This window comes from Flavobacterium sp. TS_SC_5 (assembly GCF_056156265.1).
In genome coordinates, this window is the sequence record NZ_CM149588.1 from 1,333,529 (window position 1) to 1,352,120 (window position 18,592).

Genomic DNA, 18,592 nt, shown 5'->3' on the forward strand with positions numbered 1-18,592 from the left:
ATCCAGTAAGGTGCTACCAGCCTTGGACTGCATAAGTTTTTACAAAACGCATCTCAATCTTTACTTTAAGGATATGTATGAAATTAGAATTAAAATTAAGTAATTGTAAATCAATTAGTTATGAATTTATTTTTGTTTTAGAGATGGTTTTTTTGATTCAATTTGTTTTTAGAAAACCAAAAATTATGAAATAAATAGTCCTGCAAGATGTAAAATTGTTCCTGCAACTCCATTTTGTCGAAAGAGACAAAAAACCGAATAATATTACCTTTTTTACAAAAGCAACATCAAACGATAAAACCCAATAATTATTCCTTTTTATATGATTTCACTCAATGGAACATCTTAAAATATTGAACTTTTCAAGATGAAAAAGTAGATTGAACTTCACAGAATTTAATTTTTAAAATGTGGTTGAACAGTCTGAAATTCGAGAAATGAAAATGGCATAGCAGGCGCTCAAAGGGGGTGTGAAATCCGTTTTTGGATTATTAATTCTTAAACCGAATGTTTTTAGCTACCTTTATTTAAAATAGTAAAGGAATACGTATGAATCAATATTTGCAGCGCATAAAATCTTATTTTCAAACCATAAATTTTCGAAAAATAATCAAAAGAATTGGTTTTTTACTTCTGGGAATTGTGGCTTTTTTGGTGATAGCTTCCGCGGTTTTATCGGTTTATTTTAAGAATAATAAAGCGGAGATCGTAACGCAAATTAATGCGAAAATTAACGAAAATATTACCGGCACAATCGATATTGGCGATATTGATTACAAGTTCTTAAAGGGTTTCCCCAATATGACTTTGGCGTTAAGCCAAGTAGAATTAAAGGACAGTTTGTGGTCTTTACACAAGCGAACGTTGCTCAAAGCGGAACAAATTGAGGTGCGTGTCAATGTTTTGGGATTGCTTTCTAATGAGATTAACATCGACAAAATAGAAATCCAGCAGGCTACTTTGCATTTGTTTAAAGGAAAAAACGGAATTGTAAACACGAATATTTTTAGGCCTAAGCCAAAAAGCAAAAAGTCAAAAAGCTCCACAGATTCTAAAGTAAAAGAAGTCGTTCTAGATCAAGTGCATTTTATTTCCGAAAATCAATTGGGACATAAATTATTTGATTTTAATATCGTTGCATTGCGAAGCCAAATAGATCATGATAGCGAGAATTGGCACACGAATTTGTATTTGAAAACGCTTGCCAAAAGTATGGCTTTCAATACCAAAAGAGGAAGTTTTATCCAAAATAGAATGGTAGAAGGGGTTTTGAAAGTTGATTTTTCAGAACCAAAAAACCAAATTAGTGTCGCCACAGAGAATTTCGGAATTGGAGAGGAGTTCTTTGATATCAACGCCCATTTTAGTTTGGATAAAAACAAGTCTCCTTTTGATATTGCCATAAAAACTACGATTTTGTGGCGCGATGCTTCCGCTTTATTGAGTGCTAATATCAGTACTAAAATTAATCAGTTTGATTTAAAAAAACCGATTGATGTAGGTTGCACGATTATTGGCGATATGAATGTCACTGGCGATCCGGAAATTGTGGTGACGACAAAAATTAAAAATAACGAACTCACGATACCGGACGGAATCATTACGGACTGCAGTTTTGGGGCCACATTCACCAACCAATATAAAAAAGGTGCCGGTTGTAACGACATTAATTCGACGATTACTTTAACGGATTTTTCGGGAAAATACAAAACCATTCCGTTTGCAATTCCAATCGGAATCATTTCTAATTTTGAGAAAACCACAGCGTCAGGTAGTTTTAAATCGGACTTTGCCGTTTCGCGACTAAATGAGATAGTCAATGCGAATTTGATGCATTTTTCTGATGGTCAGGCCAAAGTGAATTTGGATTTCAAATTTGATGTGGTGCACTTAAAAATACAAAAAACCTTGTTCACGGGAAGTGTAGCCGTTAAAAATGCAACGGTAAATTATGGTCCAAGGAATTTGACTTTCGTAAAAACAGACATTCAGTTAGATTTTACAGAGCAAGCCTTATTGATCAAGAAAATTAATTTTAAAGACCGCAGGAATATGGTTTTTATGGAAGGAAAAATTGACAATTTCCTGACGTTGTATTATGAAAATCCTGAAAAAATGGTTGTAAACTGGGATATTTATGCTCCCTTTCTGGATGTGAAACAGTTTGTGGGTGTTTTTACAAGTACTAGTAAAAAAGCTCCAAAAACCAAGAGCAAAAAAGATGACTTTTCAGATGAATTGTATTCCGTGATTGAAAAAAGCCAAATGGTGCTAAATGTTAAAGCGGATAAAATGGTGTATAGTAAACTCGAGGCGACGAATGCGAAAGCAACGATTTTGTTACTCAACAATACATTAATTGTCAAAAATTGCTGGGTTCAAAGTGTTGGCGGAAGTATTGCTTTTGATGGGCAATTAGTACCTGATGGAGATCATTTTCTGCTGGAGTCCAATGCGAAAATCAACCGGGTCAACATTGGCCGATTCCTTGCAGGCTTGAATAATTTTGGGATTCAATCTTTTGAACCTAAAAACATAGAGGGGTTTTTAACAGCTTCGGCAGCGCTTAAAGGAAAACTACTTTCTGGCGGAGAATTAAAAACGAACTCTCTTTCCGGTGCGGCTAAATTTAAGGTGGTTCAAGGCGCTTTAATCGATTTTAAACCCATCACAAATATAGGAAAGTTCGCTTTTCCTTTTAGAAATGTGAACCATATCGTTTTTAGTGATTTGTCAGGAAATTTTAAAATCAATGGAGATTTAGTTGATGTAAATGATTTGAAAGTGAGTTCCAATGTATTGAATTTAGATGTAAATGGCGTCTATTCGTTCAACAGAGGTACAAATTTAGCGATGACTATTCCGTTGAGAAATCCAAAAAAAGATGAACTTATCACCGATGAAGCGGAAAAAGCTGAAAAACGTACGAAAGGAATCGTACTGCATTTATTGGCCGTTGATGTTGATGGAAAAATAAAAATCAGATGGAATAAAAACCATGAAAAACTTTAATTGTATGAAAAAACTACTGCCAGTTCTTATCATTTTTTGTTTGTTCGGTTGCAAAAGCAGCATGGAGCAACAGGCACTTTCGAAAACAAGTGTCAGCGCCACACTTGATGCGTGGCATAAAGCCGCATCACAAGCTAACTATAACGATTATTTCAGTTTAATGACAGATGATGCTGTTTTCATTGGTACCGATGCTTCAGAGAATTGGAATAAGACAGCCTTTCAAGCGTATGCAAAACCACATTTCGACAAAGGGAAAGCGTGGAGTTTTAGTGCTTTGGAACGTCATGTCTTTTTTGATAAAACCGGAAAAATAGCTTGGTTTGACGAATTATTGGATACTCAAATGAAGATTTGTCGTGGTTCTGGTGTTTTGGTAAAAGTGGGCAACCAATGGAAAATACAACACTATGTTCTATCGATGACGATTCCAAATGAAAATTCGAATGAAGTTATAAAAGTTAAGGCTTCTCTGGAAGATTTGATGATCAAAACGTTACAGTTCAAACAATAGTGTTATTTAATATCATCGGCGAATAGTAGTTCGGCAAGACGGTCGTCTCTTAAATAGATATCGTTATAAAAACTTATTTCTCCGGAATCATTTACCCAAGCCGTAAAATAACCAATGTGTATTGGAATTTTCTTTTTCAGGATGCACACCGTTTCCTTTTCTCCTTTCATTGCTTCATTGATGCGTTCGATAGGCCAATCCGGGTCGTCTTTTAAAAGCAAAAGTGCCAATTCTTTTGCTTTCTCTAAATTGATGCAGCCGTGGCTATATGCTCGGTACTCGTATTGAAATAAATCTTTAGATGGTGTATCGTGTAAATAGATGTCTTCTGAATTTGGAAAGACAAATTTAACCAGTCCCAAAGAGTTTTTTGGTCCCGGTTTTTGTCTTGCATTGCCTTTGTTCCATTCGATATTATGTTTGGCCAGATAGTTTTCATCCAGAGCCATCGCGTCTTTTATTTCGTTTTCAATGATGCTTTTTGGGATGTTCCAGTAGGGACTGAATACTATTTTGCTAATACTGCTACTAAGAACAACAGTTTTAGTCATGTTTTTGCCTACAAAAACTTTGGATTCCAATTCGTTTTGGCCATTTTTTTTAAAGAAAAACCGATATGATGGGATGTTTATAATGATGTATTCTTCGGTTTTTGTCAACGCTGGGTCAATCCATCTACAGCGTTCCATGTTGGCTATTATGGTTTTGATGTGTTTTTCGATGGGAATATTCATGCGTTGAATATGCTTAGAGGCAATCAGATAATCGATATTGAAGCCATTTCTTTTTTTGTAATTCACTATTCCAGCCATCAATTCCGCATCATACACATTGCTTTTTGAATCGACTTTTAAATCTCCTGTAATGGCAAGACGCTTTCTGATTTTTCCAATGGTTGATGCGCTATCACTTGGTTTGTATGTTTTTTCCAAAGAATCGATTGCTATTGGATTCCAGTCTCCGTTTTTTTCTATTTGGCGGTATCTCTTTAAAACATCGCGTAATTTGTAATATTGACTAAACAGCTGTTCCTCATTTTTATCTAATATTTGAGGATCTACTAATAACGAATCCAATAGATTCTCGTACGACAGTTTTTTTCGAGGTAAAAACCATCCCATTTCCTTCACTTTTTCGGAATCAATTCCGTCATATACTTTTTTAGCATAAAACACGTACATGGAGGACAAAAGTAGTTCCGCGTCAGTTTGGGTCAAATCATTGGCAGATGCGTCATTAAAAATCACGTCAATCTTGTCTTTATAAGCTAAGCGTGATTTTAAGCCTTCTTCTTCAAGTAAATTTACTTTAGAGTACAGCAAATTGGCAAACTCGATAAGTCCTTCGTGGTCATGCCAAATAGCATTGTAGTTTCGTTTTTTGTATAAAGCAACAACATCTGATTTGTATTTTTTTACTTTTGGATGTGTTTTGAAAAATCTGTAAATAATTGTGCTGTCAATCTTGACAAAAGAGTTGTTAGATTCGTTGGTGGGAAGTGTTTTTGCAAAAGACAATTCAATACCCGTTTTTGATTTGTTGCGGTGCGCGTAAATCAATGAGAAGCTAAATAATAATACCGCAATAGATAAAACGAAGTTTTTCATAGCAAGTTTATTTATATAAAGGTACAGTAATATTTTGAGTGCTAAAAGCGCATTAACAGTAATGTTAAGAATGGAAATAGTACAAAAGTCATTACTTTGGCTGTTATTTTTTAAAGAACTGGATAAAATATCAGCTTACATACAGCGATTTTGAAAACGTTTTTTCATTTTTTCACTTGTTCGCCATTCGGTCTTAAATATTTCCTTAATTTTGCCGAAATATTTTGAAAAAGTGGGAAGCAAAAATAAATTAAAAAGATTCAAGGAAAACGAGACATTTACCAATGTTTTTCAACCAACAAGAGAAGATGTTGTAGGCGATTTATTTCCTTTGAAAGGGAAATGGAACACAGAATTTTTTAAAAATGAAAATCCATTAGTGCTGGAATTAGGCTGTGGAAAAGGCGAATATTCTGTTGGTCTTGCTGAACGATATCCAAATAAAAATTTTGTTGGAATTGATATTAAAGGAGCCCGTTTCTGGCGTGGAGCTAAAACAGCGGTTGAAACCGGAATGTATAATGTGGCTTTTATAAGAACTCAAATCGAATTGATCAACCATATTTTTGCTGAAAATGAAGTGGACGAAATCTGGATAACTTTCCCGGATCCGCAAATAAAATACAAACGCACGAAACACAGAATGACGAATTCAGAGTTTTTGCAATTGTATAAAAAAATCCTTAAAAAAGACGGTATTGTAAACTTAAAAACCGACAGTGAGTTCATGCATGGGTATACTTTAGGATTGTTGCATGGCGAAGGACATGAGGTTTTATATGCCAATCATAATGTGTACGTAAATGAAGGAAGCCCAGAGGAAGTGACTGCTTTTCAGACGTTCTATGAAAAACAATATTTGGAAATTAACAAAGCAATTACATATATTCGATTCAAAATCAAAGAATAGTTTTATATTTGAAACAGATTTTTTTTTGATCTTGCACTTTGCCTATGAATTTAATCACTTCTTTACTTTTGGGTTTTGTTACTGCCTTTATAGGGATTACGCCTCCGGGATTGATCAATATGACAGCAGCTAAGGTGAATCTCAAGGAAGGAAAAAGAAGTGCTTACTGGTTCGTTCTGGGTGCAGTAATCGTAATTTTCTTTCAGGCGGCACTTGCCATATTGTTTGCTCAGTTTATAAAAGAGCGTCCGGATGTTATTGTTTTGCTGCGGGAAGTTGGTTTTGGGATCTTTGTAATATTGACGATTTATTTCTTATTGATTGCCAAAAAGCCAAAAAAGAAAAAAGATAAAATAAAAAAAAGAGTACTTCTACTCGTTTTTTTCTTGGGATGTTGCTCTCTGCGCTTAACTTTTTTCCTATCCCTTATTATGTTTTTGTAAGCGTTACATTAGCGTCATACAATTTGTTTTATTTTGATACGACCAATGTTTTTACCTTTGTAACAGGTGTGGTCTTAGGATCTTTTTTTGTGTTTTATTGCTACATCACTTTCTTTCAAAAAATTCAAGACAAAACGGATTATCTGATGCGCAATATGAATACTATCATAGGAAGCATTACTGGATTGATATCCTTGATCACCTTAATCAATATTATACGGTATTATCTGCGATAATTTTTTACCGCTCAAGAATAATACATAGACTTCTTATTAGATTCAGCATCATGTCAAACGACAATTTTTTCGAGAGAGTATATTTCATAGCCAGACAAATTCCGTATGGGAAAGTAACTTCGTATGGCGCTATTGCTAAAGCTTTAGGAACGGCTCGTTCTGCTCGAATGGTGGGCTGGGCAATGAATGCTTCTCATAATCTGGAAGATGTTCCGGCGCATCGCGTGGTGAATAGAAAAGGTTTGCTTACCGGTAAATTACATTTTGACGGAACCAATCTGATGCAGCAATTATTGGAGAATGAAGGAATTGTTGTGGTGGATAACCAAATAGTTGATTTCGAAAAACATTTCTGGCAACCGGAAGTTAGGGTCGAGTAACGCCTAAAAGTCCGAACGTTATTTTTTGAGATTAAAAAACGATATTTCTTTGATAATTGCCATCAATTTTCGCATCAATAAATGCAATACAAATCCTTTATAATAAGAACTTTTCACAGTATCTTTGTAATCTGAAATCAGTTTAAATAAAGATAATATTCTGGCGCTAAAATGTCAATAGAAAACAGTAAACTAAAAATGAAATTAGACAGAAAAGAAATTCTTAAAGCTTTAGAAACGATTACTATAGCAGGAGAAGGAAAAAATATGGTGGAGAGTGGCGCAATAGCTAATGTGATAACTTTTGGCGATGAGGTTGTAGTTGATTTAGTTTTGCATACGCCAGCAATGCACATTAAGAAACGTGCTGAGGACGATATCAAAAAAACAATTCTTGAATTAGTATCTGCCGATGCTAAAATCAAAATAAACAGTAAAGTTGAGGTTCCGGACAAGCCAGAAATTAAAGGGAAATCAATACCTGGAATAAAAAATATTATTGGAGTTGCCTCTGGTAAAGGAGGAGTAGGGAAATCTACTGTGACTGCAAATCTAGCGGTATCATTGGCCAAAATGGGTTTCTCAGTAGGGATTCTTGATGCCGATATTTATGGACCGTCTATGCCAATCATGTTTGATGTAGAAAATGAAAAACCAGTTTCTGTAACGGTTGACGGGAAATCAAAAATGAAACCTGTTGAAAGTTACGAAGTAAAAATTCTTTCAATAGGATTTTTTACAGCACCAAGTCAAGCGGTAATCTGGAGAGGACCAATGGCTTCTAAAGCGTTGAACCAAATGATTTTTGATGCTGATTGGGGTGAATTGGATTTCATGTTAGTCGATTTACCTCCGGGAACAGGAGACATTCACCTTTCTATTGTACAATCATTACCAATTACGGGTGTTGTGATTGTAAGTACGCCACAAGCAGTAGCTTTGGCCGATGCCAAAAAAGGAGTTTCCATGTTCATGTCTGAAGCTATAAATGTTCCTGTTTTAGGAATTATTGAAAACATGGCGTACTTCACACCAGAAGAATTACCAGAAAATAAATATTACATCTTTGGAAAAGAAGGAGCCAGAAATCTTGCAGAAGATTTAGAAGTTCCATTCCTTGGCGAAGTGCCTATCGTACAATCTATTCGTGAAGCGGGAGATTTTGGTCGTCCGGCAGCAATGCAAACCGGTTCCGTTATTGAAACCGTTTTCGAACAAATCACAAGAAATGTAGTGCAAGAAACTGTAAATAGAAACGAAAGTTTACCTGCTACTGAGGCTGTTAAGATCACAACTATGGCCGGTTGTTCAGCAGTAAAAAAATAGAAATTAGAATGTTTGAAATGATTTTTAATCTTTCAATTTTCTAATCCTTCAATCTTTAAATAAAGAAAATGACAACAGAAGAATTATTCGTAGAAGTTCAAAAAGCACTTGAAGAAATCAGACCTTTTTTGAATTCTGACGGCGGTGATATTACACTGATTTCTATCGAAGATGGCAAACACGTAAAAGTGCGTCTCGAAGGAGCATGCACGAGTTGCAGTGTAAACCAAATGACGCTGAGAGCCGGCGTGGAAACTACCATTAAAAAGTTTGCTCCCCAAATAGAAACTGTTGTAAACATTCTATAAATTTGTCATCCTGAGCGCAGTCGAAGGAGGGCGTGACCCTTTTAAGAAAAAAGGCTACTCGATATACTGGGTAGCTGCCTTTTTCTTAAAACGGTCGTGCTATCCGCGCTACTTCGGTAGCCAGCTGCTATCACTCACGCAAATTTGCAAACCCACAACATATAACGTATAACTCATTACTGATTTATGGATGTATTAATAAAAATTAAAGATAGAGAAGGAGTAGTCCATGACTTGCAGGCTCCCACAGATATGGCCATGAATATCATGGAATTATGCAAAGCCTACGAACTTCCTGTAGAAGGAACTTGTGGCGGAATGGCTATGTGTGCTTCCTGTCAGTGTTATGTGCTAAATGACGTGCCTTTACCTGAAATGGGCGATGACGAAGAAGCAATGCTCTCAGAAGCATTTTACGTAAAATCAAACAGCCGTTTGGGCTGTCAAATTCCAATCACCGAAAGCCTCGAAGGATTAGAACTGGAGTTGGCTCCGGAAAATTAATGAAAAAGCGTTTGCCTCAGCAAACGCTTTTTTATTTATAATCCTTAAGATTTGTTGGGCCTTCAAGTACTTCCCTAACAACTTGAAGAATTCCATTTTCCTTCGTTTCAATAGACCATTTTATCAGTGTGATTGTTCCATTTACGATCTCAATTCCGGTAATGCTTCTTGGATGTACGCAGCTCCCGTCATTAAAATAAGGCGTGCTGTTCTGACTTGGATACGAAAAACTGGGACGATGCGTATGGCCAACAATGGTTATTTTGCGATTGTTGTTCTCAATCCATTTTTTTATTCGGAGTTCGATTTTTATACGTTCCACATAATTTTTAGCAGGACTTGTAGGATCGGATATTCCCCAAATCTGGAGTGGTTTCCATAATATACGCACCATAAATCTGTTGATTTTCCAACCCACATAATTCATGAAATCAGCTTGATGTCCATGAGTCAAAAATAGTTCCTGCTTAGTTTCCTGATGAACTAAAACAATAGCTTCATGGCATTTTATTCCAGAAAATAAAGGTTCAATTCTGTCGTTCTGTGTATTTGTATAGGTTGAAAGCGTTTTTGCTACATGATCTTTATCTTGAAAAGTCATTTCATGATTCCCCCAAATTTTATGATATCTATTGGAATCATGGAACTTCTTTAGTAAAAGATAGACGTTTTTGTGTGCTTCAAAGATGGTTTGGAAAAAATATTCTCCCATAATTCATCTCCGTCACCCAATTCACAATAGGAAAAACCATCATTGTAATATTGAGTCATTGCATGAAAGTATACGTTTCGATTGCTTGCAAAGTCATCGGCAAAACTATTATCACTTCTGTGACAATCACTAAAAAGAATGAATTTGGATTGATTGTCGAAAGGAATTCTTTTAGCTTCTTTGTAGGCTTTTGTTAATCGTTCTTGGGAAGACATTTGTTTATTTTAAAAAAATAAAGATAAAAAAAATAGCTAATAAAGCTATTTTTTTCATCGGTACTTATTTTAAGAAGTTGTTTTTCATTATTTTGAAATTAGATATAATACATTTCTAAATAATTGTTACGTTTATTTGGATGTGTTGGATTTATGCCAACGCAACATTCATAGTAATTGTTTCTTCGATTGCATCCCAAAGACCGATGCGTTTTTCCAAGGCTAATTTCGAAACTTCTTCAACATCAGACCATTTTTGTGCATCCGTTCCGCATAGTTCTGTAATCATTTTCATCGCCATCGGTCCGTGTTCGTCAGCATCCAGTTCGATGTGTCTTTCAAAATAATAAATGAGTTTACTCAAATCGGTTTGCGGGAAATTTGCTTGAAAATTTTTCAAGATTTCAGTGAACATACTTGGAATTAAATCTTCTCTTCCAAAAGTAAAAGCAGCCGCTATTTCATGAGATTTTCCCTCTTCAATAACTCTAAAAGTAAAGTCTAAAAAAGCTTTGATGTTAGGGTGTAAATTGCTGGTTTTAATCGCAACAAATATGTTTTTAAGCGAATCTACTTCAGATAAAAAATCTTCAATTCCAGCGGTGTTTGCTCCACAAGCTTTCATCGCTTCAATGTACATTTCGTAATGACTGGAGCGGTTTCCGTCTAGAGTCAAATCAGATTCTTCGGCAAGTACTATTTCATTTATCAAATATCTGGTTTGGGGATTTTGTGTGGCAAACCACGGTGTTGTAGTGCAAGTCAATTTAGATTGTAATGCTTTTAATAACGACATAAAATCCCAAACTGCATAAACATGATTTTCAAGAAAACACTGTAAATCCTCAACGGTTTTTACTTTTTTGTATAAAGAATGTTGTAACAATAGTTCTTTTTGGGGCTGAATGCTATTGTTGATTGTTTCAATATTCATAGATGGTATTTTTTATGTAAATATAAAAAAGCTTCCTGTTTCCAAGAAGCTTTTACTATCAATTTTATAAATACTTTAATAATCGTTTACTACTATTTAAAAGCTGGGATCCCGGTAATATCCATACCTGTAATCAACAAATGGATATCATGTGTTCCTTCGTACGTAATCACCGATTCTAAATTCATCATGTGTCGCATGATAGAATATTCTCCGGTAATTCCCATTCCACCCAACATTTGTCTGGCTTCACGGGCAATATGAATCGCCATATCCACATTGTTTCTTTTGGCCATTGAGATTTGAGCCGTTGTTGCTTTTCCTTCATTTCTTAAAACTCCTAAACGCCAAGTCAATAATTGTGCTTTAGTGATTTCAGTAATCATTTCGGCTAATTTCTTTTGTTGTAATTGTGTTCCTGCAATAGGTTTGTCAAACTGAATTCTCTCTTTGGCATAACGCAAAGCGGTATCATAACAATCCATTGCTGCTCCAATTGCACCCCAGGCAATTCCATAACGTGCTGAATCAAGACAGCCAAGTGGTGCTCCTAATCCGGATTTGTTTGGTAGTAAGTTTTCTTTTGGAACTTTAACATTGTCAAAAATTAATTCTCCAGTAGACGACGCACGAAGCGACCATTTGTTGTGCGTTTCCGGAGTGGTAAAACCTTCCATTCCGCGTTCTACAATTAAACCGTGAATTCTTCCTTCTTCATTTTTTGCCCAAACAATGGCTATATCAGCAAACGGTGCATTTGAAATCCACATTTTGGCACCATTCAATAAATAATGGTCGCCCATATCTTTAAAGTTGGTAATCATACTTCCTGGATCAGAACCGTAATTTGGTTCTGTTAATCCAAAACAGCCCATGTATTCTCCAGTGGCTAACTTTGGTAAATATTTTACTCGTTGTTCCTCATTTCCGTATTTCCAAATTGGATACATTACCAAAGAGGATTGCACAGATGAAGTGGAACGAACGCCAGAATCTCCTCGTTCAATTTCCTGCATGATTAAACCGTATGATATTTGGTCTAAACCAGCACCACCATATTCTTCAGGGATATAAGGACCAAATCCGCCTATTTCGCCCAAACCTTTTATGATTTGTTTTGGAAATTCCGCTTTTTGAGCATATTCTTCAATGATAGGAGAAACTTCTTTTTTTACCCACGCACGTGCGGAGTCACGTACTAACTTGTGTTCTTCGGTTAGTAAGTCATCTAGTAAATAATAATCTGGAGATTGAAATAAGTCTGGTTTCATGGATGTTAATTTTAGTGTAATGCAAATCTACATAAAGAAATATAACAAAAGCATTAACAAATGTTATATTTTTATGTGTAAACTAAAAAGTAAATGATTTTATAGATAAAAAGTTAGTTTTTTAAAGCTCGTTTTATTTAAAAATCGATGTACTAATTTACAATAAAATAATCAGTTCTCGTGTGAAATTTGTTTGGAGTATTAGTGCTGTTGTTTTTAGATGTGATATTCAATTACATTTTCAAGTAAAAATCCTTAGTCAATTCAGTGTATTCGGGAGTGTATTGATGTCTTGAAGTTTCAATTATTAATTCATCAATGGGAAAATTCACATTTTCATTTCGGCTAAAAGCCAATAAACTGCGTTTAATTTCTGTAGTTGGAGTTCCTTTCACGTGAGTGATTTTCAGAGGATATAATTCATAATCTTTGGCTAAAGCCAAGAAATTTTCTTCTTCTTTGAAAGGAATGATTACGGCAAATATTCCGTTCTCTGAAAGTAATAAATCTGCGGCCTCAATCAAATCTTCAAAAGGCATCGCGTCAGCAAAACGGGCTAAATCGCGCTGCTCGTTATCAGATTTGTAATCATCAGTGTAAAAAGGAGGATTGGAAACAATTAAATCGTACTCGTCTTCAGGCTCTTCTACAAATTCGTCTAAACCGGCATGAAAACAGAATAAGCGGTCACTCCAAGGGGAGTTTTCAAAATTATCTACGGATTGCTCATAAGCTTCTTCGTCGATTTCCAAAGCATCAATTTGTTCTGCATTGCTCCTTTGTGCAAGCATCAATGCGATTATTCCTGTTCCTGCTCCAATATCTAAAATGCTAAAAGGATTGTTTTCAATGGGTGTCCAAGCACCAAGTAAAACGCCGTCGGTTCCAATTTTCATGGCACAACGATCTTGTTCAAGAGAGAACTGTTTAAATTGGAATTTAGACAACTTAGATTTTTTAGAATATTAGACAACTTAGATTTTTTCTAAAGCCGCAGGCGTTTCTAATAATCTAAAAGCGCAGCGAATCTAAAAATCTTTTAAAGATACATTTCAATCAATCCCTCTGGTAAATCCATGATGACTTTTTTGTTTTCCCTGTCAATTTTCACAAGGAAATGGTCAATCATGGGAATAAGAATTTCAACATCGCCATTTAAAACTTCAAAAAGAGGTTGGGCAGTAGTGTCATTCACGGATTGAATTTTCCCGACAACACCAAGGCGTTTGTCTTCCACTTCAAAACCAATTACTTCATGGAAGTAGAATTTGTTGCCGGTAAGTTTTGGCAACATATTTAAAGGAAGATAAATAGCGTTGCCTATTATAGCATCAGCATCTTCTTCTGTGTTCATGTCTTCAAAACGAATACGGAGAAAGTCGTTTTTATGCAGTGAACTGCTTTCAATAAAAAAAGGAACCAAGTGTTTGTTGCATTCAACAAACACTGATTCCAAGTTTTCGTATAACTCAGGTTCGTCCGTGTCTAAATAGGCAAGAACTTCTCCTTTGAAACTAAATTTTTTAGCGATTTTACCTAAGTAGAAACAATCTTCTTTACGCATCTTCGCCTTCTAAAATTATGCTTCAGTTGTTTCGTTATTTTCTTCTGCAGCAGGAGCTTCTTCAGCAACTTCTTCTTCAACAGCTGGAGTTGCAGCAGCGATAGCATCAGCTTCTGCTTGAGCAGCTGCAGCTAAACGTTTTGCGTTAACATCTTGTTCTGCTTTGAAAGCTTTAGCTTTAACATCAGCTTGAGCTTTAGTTAAACCTTCTTTTTTAGCATCAACTTTTCCAGATTTTGCATCTAACCAATCCGCTAATTTAGCATCAGCTTGTTCTTGAGTTAAAGCTCCTTTACGGATACCACCATCAAGGTGATGTTTCAATAAAGCTCCTTTATAAGAAAGAATCGCTTTTGCAGTATCAGTTGGTTGAGCACCATTGTGCAACCATTTTACTGCGCTATCAAGGTTTAAGTCGATAGTTGCTGGGTTTGTGTTTGGATTGTAAGTACCAATTTTCTCTAGGTATTTACCATCTCTTTTTGAGCGTGCATCTGCAGCTACAACCCAGTAAAAAGGTTTTCCTTTTTTACCGTGTCTTTGTAATCTAATTTTTACTGACATAATCTTATGATTAAATTTTGAGGTACTCGACCTCGATTAATTAAGGGTGCAAAGATACATTTTTTATCGATAAATACTAATTCGATGTGTATTTTAATGAATAGTAAAGGGTTAAGTCGATTTTGACTGGATTTTCTTTAATGAAGTTCTAGTTTTTACGCTATATTGCCTTATTTTTGTTAGTTCAAAAGAGTTTTTATGAAAAAATATTTGGTGTTTCTGGTAGTGGTTTTTGCTGCATTTTCTTGTGAGGAAAACGTGAGTTTTAACAATCCCTCTTTTCAAGGTATGAAAGATAATGTGTTTTGGAGAGCAGTTGACTCTAAAGCATTCTTGGCTTCTGACGGTTCTTTAACAATTGAAGGATTTACTGGAAACGAGGTTTTAACTTTAAGAACCACTTCTACTGCTATCCAAAGATATCCTCTAGGCACTAGTAATTCTAAAGCAGCTGTTTATGAATTGACTGTTGGTGCGGATAAAATTTCCTTTACAACTGGAATTGGGATTGGTGACGGTGAAATTGTTATCACCGAATATGATGAAGTGAATAGTACCGTATCAGGAACATTTAAATTTAACGCAGAAAATGCAGATGGCAATCCGTTAGCTGGTGATGTTTTGAATTTTCAACAGGGCGTTTTTTATAAGATTCCAATAAGTCAGCAAGTTCCGTAAAATATAATAAATTAGAGTATTAAATTACAAAAATCAGATGTTTTGTTAGATTCTTTTTAGTTAAGGATTTAAAATAAAAACATAAATAAGCTAATATATAGTAGATTAGAAAAAAAATGCAGTACATTTGTTGTATTATTTAAATAAGTACATATGAATATTTTTGTTGGAAGTCTTCCATTCAGTATTGAGGAAGCAGATTTAAGAGAGTCTTTCGAGGCTTACGGAGCAGTTGATTCAGTTAAAATTATTACTGATAAATTTACTGGAAGAAGTAAAGGATTTGGTTTTGTTGAGATGCCAAATGATGACGAAGCTCAAAAAGCAATTGACGAATTGAACGGAGCTACTGTTCAAGGACGTGCAATCGTAGTAAACAAATCTGAGCCTAAACCAGAAGGTGAAAGAAGAAGTTTTAACAATAACAGTCGTGGTGGAGAATCACGCGGTGGTTATGGTGGTGGAAACAGCCGTGGTGGAGATAACCGTGGTGGTGGAAACAGAGGAGGATATTAATATTTTTTTCTAGCTATAAAAAAAGGTGTCAATGAAAATTGACACCTTTTTTATTGTTTATTATTTTGTTTAAAGCTGAGTAAAAGCTAAAAGGGAGTGTTGTTTTTTCAGGTTGTAATCTTAGCTATTACTCAATTTTTAAACAAATGAAACTTTTAAAATTTATAGATTAGCAACTAACCAGTCACCGACTTCACTAGTTTTGTATGCTTTTGAGTCTTTAGAAGCTAAATCTTCGGTTACAATTCCTTGTTCCAAAGATTTGTTAACTACTTTTCTAATAGCCTCTGCTTCTTCTTTTAATCCAAATGCATCTTCAAACATCATCGCAGCAGATAAAACCGTCGCTAATGGATTAGCGATATTTAATCCTGTAGCTTGTGGATACGACCCGTGAATTGGTTCGTACAATGACGTATGTTCTCCAACAGATGCAGAAGGCATCAATCCCATAGAACCTGATATTACAGATGCTTCATCTGTTAAGATGTCTCCAAATAAATTTTCAGTAATCAAGACATCATAAGAGTTTGGCCATTGTACTAAACGCATCGCAACAGCATCAACAAATTCATAACTTACCGTTACTTCAGGATAGTCTTTTTCCATAGCTTGTACGGTTTCTCTCCACAATCGGGAAGTTTCCATCACATTGGCTTTATCTACACAACATAATTTTTTAGTTCTTGTCATCGCCAATTCAAAGCCTTTTTTTGCTAAACGTTTTACTTCAGGTCTGGTGTACGTACAGGTGTCGAAAGCCGTTTCGCCATCGTCTTTTCTACCTTTTTCTCCAAAATAGATTCCTCCGGTAAGTTCTCTCAAGAAAACCAAATCAGTTCCTTCGATGCGTTCTCTTTTTAAAGGTGAATTATCAATCAAAGACGGGAATGTAAAAGTTGGACGTACATTGGCAAACAAACCTAATTTCTTACGCATCAATAATAAACCTTGTTCAGGTCTTACAGGTGCACTTGGGTCGTTATCATATTTTGGGTGTCCAATGGCTCCGAATAAAACAGCATCCGCGGCCATACAAATTTCATGTGTTTCATCAGGATAAGGAACTCCAACGGCGTCAATGGCACAAGCTCCTGTAAGTGCAGGCGTCCAAGTGATTTTATGGTTAAATTTTTTTGCAATGGCATCCGAAACTTTTACAGCTTCATTAATTACTTCTGGTCCAATTCCGTCTCCGGCTAAAAGGGCTATGTTAAATTTCATTAGGTATATTTTATATTAATGTATTTCTATTTATTATTGGGCAGCAACAACATTCAACATTTTCTGGGTTGCAATGATTGCGGCAACTGTTTGGTCTGAATCCAGTCCTCTGGTTTTGAATTCTTTTTCATTATTCGTCCAAGTGATTATGGTTTCGCACAAGGCGTCAGAACTACTTCCTGGCGGGATTCGTACGGCATAATCAATCAATTTAGGTAATTCCAAATTTTTGCTTTTGTATATTTTTGCCAGAGCATTCATGAAAGCATCAAATTGCCCATCACCCTGTGCATGCTCTTCAATGATTTCACCGTCTATTTTTAAAGATAAAGTGGTCGATGGACGCATGCCTTTTGCATGAGATAATATATAGGACTCAACAATAATTTTTTCCTGATAGGTTTGGCTGTCTAAAACATCAGAGATAATATAAGGTAAATCTTCTTTGGTAACGGTTTCTTTTTTGTCGCCTAATTCAATAATCCTTTGGGTAACTAACTTTAAATCCTCGGGGTTTAATTGAAGGCCTAATTCCTGAAGGTTTTTTTCGATATTGGCCTTTCCGGATGTTTTTCCAAGAGCGTACTTTCTTTTTCGGCCGAAACGTTCCGGAAGTAAATCATTAAAATATAAGTTGTTTTTATTGTCGCCATCAGCGTGGATACCGGCTGTTTGTGTAAATACATTGTCACCAACAATTGGTTTGTTTGCCGGAATTCTATAGCCGGTAAAAGTCTCCACTAATTTACTTACAGAGTATAATGATGATTCTTTTACACCGATTTCTATTTGTGGAAAAAAGTCATTGATCACAGCAACAGTACTTTCAAGTGGTGCATTTCCGGCACGTTCTCCCATTCCGTTCACGGTCACGTGGAGTCCTTGAATACCAGCTTTTACGGCTTCCATTACATTAGCAATACTTAAATCATAGTCGTTGTGTGCATGAAAATCAAAATGAGTATCAGGATATTTTGCTATAATTTTCGAAATAAATTCGAAAGTTTCAGAAGGAATCAAAACGCCTAATGTGTCCGGTAATAAGACTCTTTTTATAGGTTGTTTGGTCAAAACATCTAGATACTGAAATACATATTCTGGTGAATTGCGCATTCCGTTGCTCCAATCTTCTAAATATACATTCGTCTCAATATCGTTTTCCTGAGCCAAAGCTATGGCTTGAGCAATTTCGGTAAAATGCTGTTCGGGTGTTTTTTTTAACTGATGCGTTAAATGATTTAGTGATCCTTTAGTTAATAAATTCTGGACCTTAGCTCCGGTTTTTTTCATCCATTCAATTGAAAGTCCACCGTCTACAAAGGTTAAAACTTCAATTCTATTGGAGTAATTTTTTTCGTTAGCCCAAGTCATAATCCCTTTTACACCCTGAAATTCTCCTTCGCTTACACGTGCTGAAGCAATTTCGATTCTGTCAATATTTAATTCTTCCAACAACAATTGCGCAATGGTTAGTTTTTCTGCAGCAGAAAATGATACTCCCGAGGTTTGTTCACCGTCACGGAGTGTCGTATCCATTATTTCAATTTTTCTTTTTTCCATTATAAATTTGATGCTAAAAGCAGTTTTTCTTCAGTAATTTGAAGTCTTGCTTTTGTGTTTTTATAAAAAGGTAAAAGCAGTTCTCTGGCTTAATTATACTATTGAACTTTAGAT

Annotated in this window: 18 protein-coding genes and 1 pseudogene; 10 read left to right on the forward strand and 9 right to left on the reverse strand. The window is 35.5% G+C overall.

What is annotated here, in order from left to right:
* Nucleotides 1-549: 549 nt before the first annotated feature.
* The gene (locus tag AC0J6S_RS05865; RefSeq protein ID WP_474955861.1) at nucleotides 550-3,012 is read left to right on the forward strand and encodes an AsmA family protein; all 2,463 of its coding nucleotides are present in this window, start codon (nucleotides 550-552) and stop codon (nucleotides 3,010-3,012) included.
* A 4-nt stretch (nucleotides 3,013-3,016) separates the two neighbouring features.
* Nucleotides 3,017-3,526 carry a nuclear transport factor 2 family protein gene (locus AC0J6S_RS05870; protein WP_474955862.1) on the forward strand — a complete coding sequence of 170 codons (510 nt, stop codon included), beginning with the start codon at nucleotides 3,017-3,019 and terminating at the stop codon, nucleotides 3,524-3,526.
* A gap of 2 nt (nucleotides 3,527-3,528) precedes the next feature.
* Here the strand turns inward: AC0J6S_RS05870 and AC0J6S_RS05875 are convergent, their stop codons facing one another.
* On the reverse strand, nucleotides 3,529-5,133 hold the full coding sequence (locus AC0J6S_RS05875) for a L,D-transpeptidase family protein (protein ID WP_474955863.1): 1,605 nt from the start codon (nucleotides 5,131-5,133) through the stop codon (nucleotides 3,529-3,531).
* 232 nt (nucleotides 5,134-5,365) lie between these two features.
* On the opposite strand from AC0J6S_RS05875, the gene trmB reads away from it, so the two are divergent.
* The 6 genes from trmB to AC0J6S_RS05905 all read left to right on the forward strand — a co-directional run bounded on the left by trmB (nucleotide 5,366) and on the right by AC0J6S_RS05905 (nucleotide 9,240).
* Nucleotides 5,366-6,043 carry a tRNA (guanosine(46)-N7)-methyltransferase TrmB gene (gene trmB / locus AC0J6S_RS05880; protein WP_474956334.1) on the forward strand — a complete coding sequence of 226 codons (678 nt, stop codon included), beginning with the start codon at nucleotides 5,366-5,368 and terminating at the stop codon, nucleotides 6,041-6,043.
* A 44-nt stretch (nucleotides 6,044-6,087) separates the two neighbouring features.
* On the forward strand, nucleotides 6,088-6,486 hold the full coding sequence (locus AC0J6S_RS05885; protein ID WP_474955864.1) for a hypothetical protein: 399 nt from the start codon (nucleotides 6,088-6,090) through the stop codon (nucleotides 6,484-6,486).
* Nucleotides 6,487-6,772: 286 nt separating this feature from the next.
* Nucleotides 6,773-7,102 (forward strand): MGMT family protein, encoded by a 330-nt coding sequence (locus AC0J6S_RS05890; RefSeq protein WP_165152408.1) that lies wholly within the window; start codon nucleotides 6,773-6,775, stop codon nucleotides 7,100-7,102.
* A gap of 198 nt (nucleotides 7,103-7,300) precedes the next feature.
* On the forward strand, nucleotides 7,301-8,428 hold the full coding sequence (locus tag AC0J6S_RS05895) for an Mrp/NBP35 family ATP-binding protein (RefSeq protein WP_474955865.1): 1,128 nt from the start codon (nucleotides 7,301-7,303) through the stop codon (nucleotides 8,426-8,428).
* Between the two features lie 68 nt (nucleotides 8,429-8,496).
* Nucleotides 8,497-8,736 (forward strand): NifU family protein, encoded by a 240-nt coding sequence (locus tag AC0J6S_RS05900; RefSeq protein ID WP_474955866.1) that lies wholly within the window; start codon nucleotides 8,497-8,499, stop codon nucleotides 8,734-8,736.
* Between the two features lie 186 nt (nucleotides 8,737-8,922).
* Nucleotides 8,923-9,240: a 2Fe-2S iron-sulfur cluster-binding family protein gene (locus AC0J6S_RS05905; protein WP_474955867.1), complete on the forward strand. Its 318-nt coding sequence runs from the start codon at nucleotides 8,923-8,925 to the stop codon at nucleotides 9,238-9,240.
* Nucleotides 9,241-9,271: 31 nt separating this feature from the next.
* Here the strand turns inward: AC0J6S_RS05905 and AC0J6S_RS05910 are convergent.
* The 6 genes and pseudogenes from AC0J6S_RS05910 to AC0J6S_RS05935 all read right to left on the reverse strand — a co-directional run bounded on the left by AC0J6S_RS05910 (nucleotide 9,272) and on the right by AC0J6S_RS05935 (nucleotide 14,500).
* A pseudogene (locus AC0J6S_RS05910) lies at nucleotides 9,272-10,167 on the reverse strand (serine/threonine protein phosphatase).
* Nucleotides 10,168-10,318: 151 nt separating this feature from the next.
* Nucleotides 10,319-11,101: a DUF3050 domain-containing protein gene (locus tag AC0J6S_RS05915; protein ID WP_474955868.1), complete on the reverse strand. Its 783-nt coding sequence runs from the start codon at nucleotides 11,099-11,101 to the stop codon at nucleotides 10,319-10,321.
* A 92-nt stretch (nucleotides 11,102-11,193) separates the two neighbouring features.
* Nucleotides 11,194-12,372 (reverse strand): acyl-CoA dehydrogenase family protein, encoded by a 1,179-nt coding sequence (locus AC0J6S_RS05920; RefSeq protein ID WP_113636539.1) that lies wholly within the window; start codon nucleotides 12,370-12,372, stop codon nucleotides 11,194-11,196.
* A gap of 233 nt (nucleotides 12,373-12,605) precedes the next feature.
* Nucleotides 12,606-13,268, reverse strand: a complete 663-nt coding sequence (locus AC0J6S_RS05925) for a tRNA1(Val) (adenine(37)-N6)-methyltransferase (RefSeq protein ID WP_474956335.1) — start codon at nucleotides 13,266-13,268, stop codon at nucleotides 12,606-12,608.
* Between the two features lie 143 nt (nucleotides 13,269-13,411).
* Nucleotides 13,412-13,936 carry a ribosome maturation factor RimM gene (rimM, locus tag AC0J6S_RS05930; RefSeq protein WP_474955869.1) on the reverse strand — a complete coding sequence of 175 codons (525 nt, stop codon included), beginning with the start codon at nucleotides 13,934-13,936 and terminating at the stop codon, nucleotides 13,412-13,414.
* Nucleotides 13,937-13,951: 15 nt separating this feature from the next.
* Nucleotides 13,952-14,500, reverse strand: a complete 549-nt coding sequence (locus AC0J6S_RS05935) for a 30S ribosomal protein S16 (RefSeq protein ID WP_474955870.1) — start codon at nucleotides 14,498-14,500, stop codon at nucleotides 13,952-13,954.
* Between the two features lie 198 nt (nucleotides 14,501-14,698).
* On the opposite strand from AC0J6S_RS05935, the gene AC0J6S_RS05940 reads away from it, so the two are divergent.
* Nucleotides 14,699-15,178 (forward strand): DUF6252 domain-containing protein, encoded by a 480-nt coding sequence (locus tag AC0J6S_RS05940; RefSeq protein WP_474955871.1) that lies wholly within the window; start codon nucleotides 14,699-14,701, stop codon nucleotides 15,176-15,178.
* A 153-nt stretch (nucleotides 15,179-15,331) separates the two neighbouring features.
* A complete protein-coding gene (locus AC0J6S_RS05945; protein WP_417958827.1) occupies nucleotides 15,332-15,694 on the forward strand; it encodes an RNA recognition motif domain-containing protein in 363 nt (120 codons plus the stop codon).
* A gap of 162 nt (nucleotides 15,695-15,856) precedes the next feature.
* Here the strand turns inward: AC0J6S_RS05945 and leuB are convergent, their stop codons facing one another.
* Both leuB and AC0J6S_RS05955 read right to left on the reverse strand, forming a co-directional pair.
* A complete protein-coding gene (gene leuB, locus AC0J6S_RS05950; protein WP_474955872.1) occupies nucleotides 15,857-16,918 on the reverse strand; it encodes a 3-isopropylmalate dehydrogenase in 1,062 nt (353 codons plus the stop codon).
* Between the two features lie 33 nt (nucleotides 16,919-16,951).
* Entirely contained in the window at nucleotides 16,952-18,478 is a 1,527-nt protein-coding gene (locus AC0J6S_RS05955; RefSeq protein ID WP_474955873.1) for an alpha-isopropylmalate synthase regulatory domain-containing protein, read from the reverse strand.
* Nucleotides 18,479-18,592 lie beyond the last annotated feature (114 nt).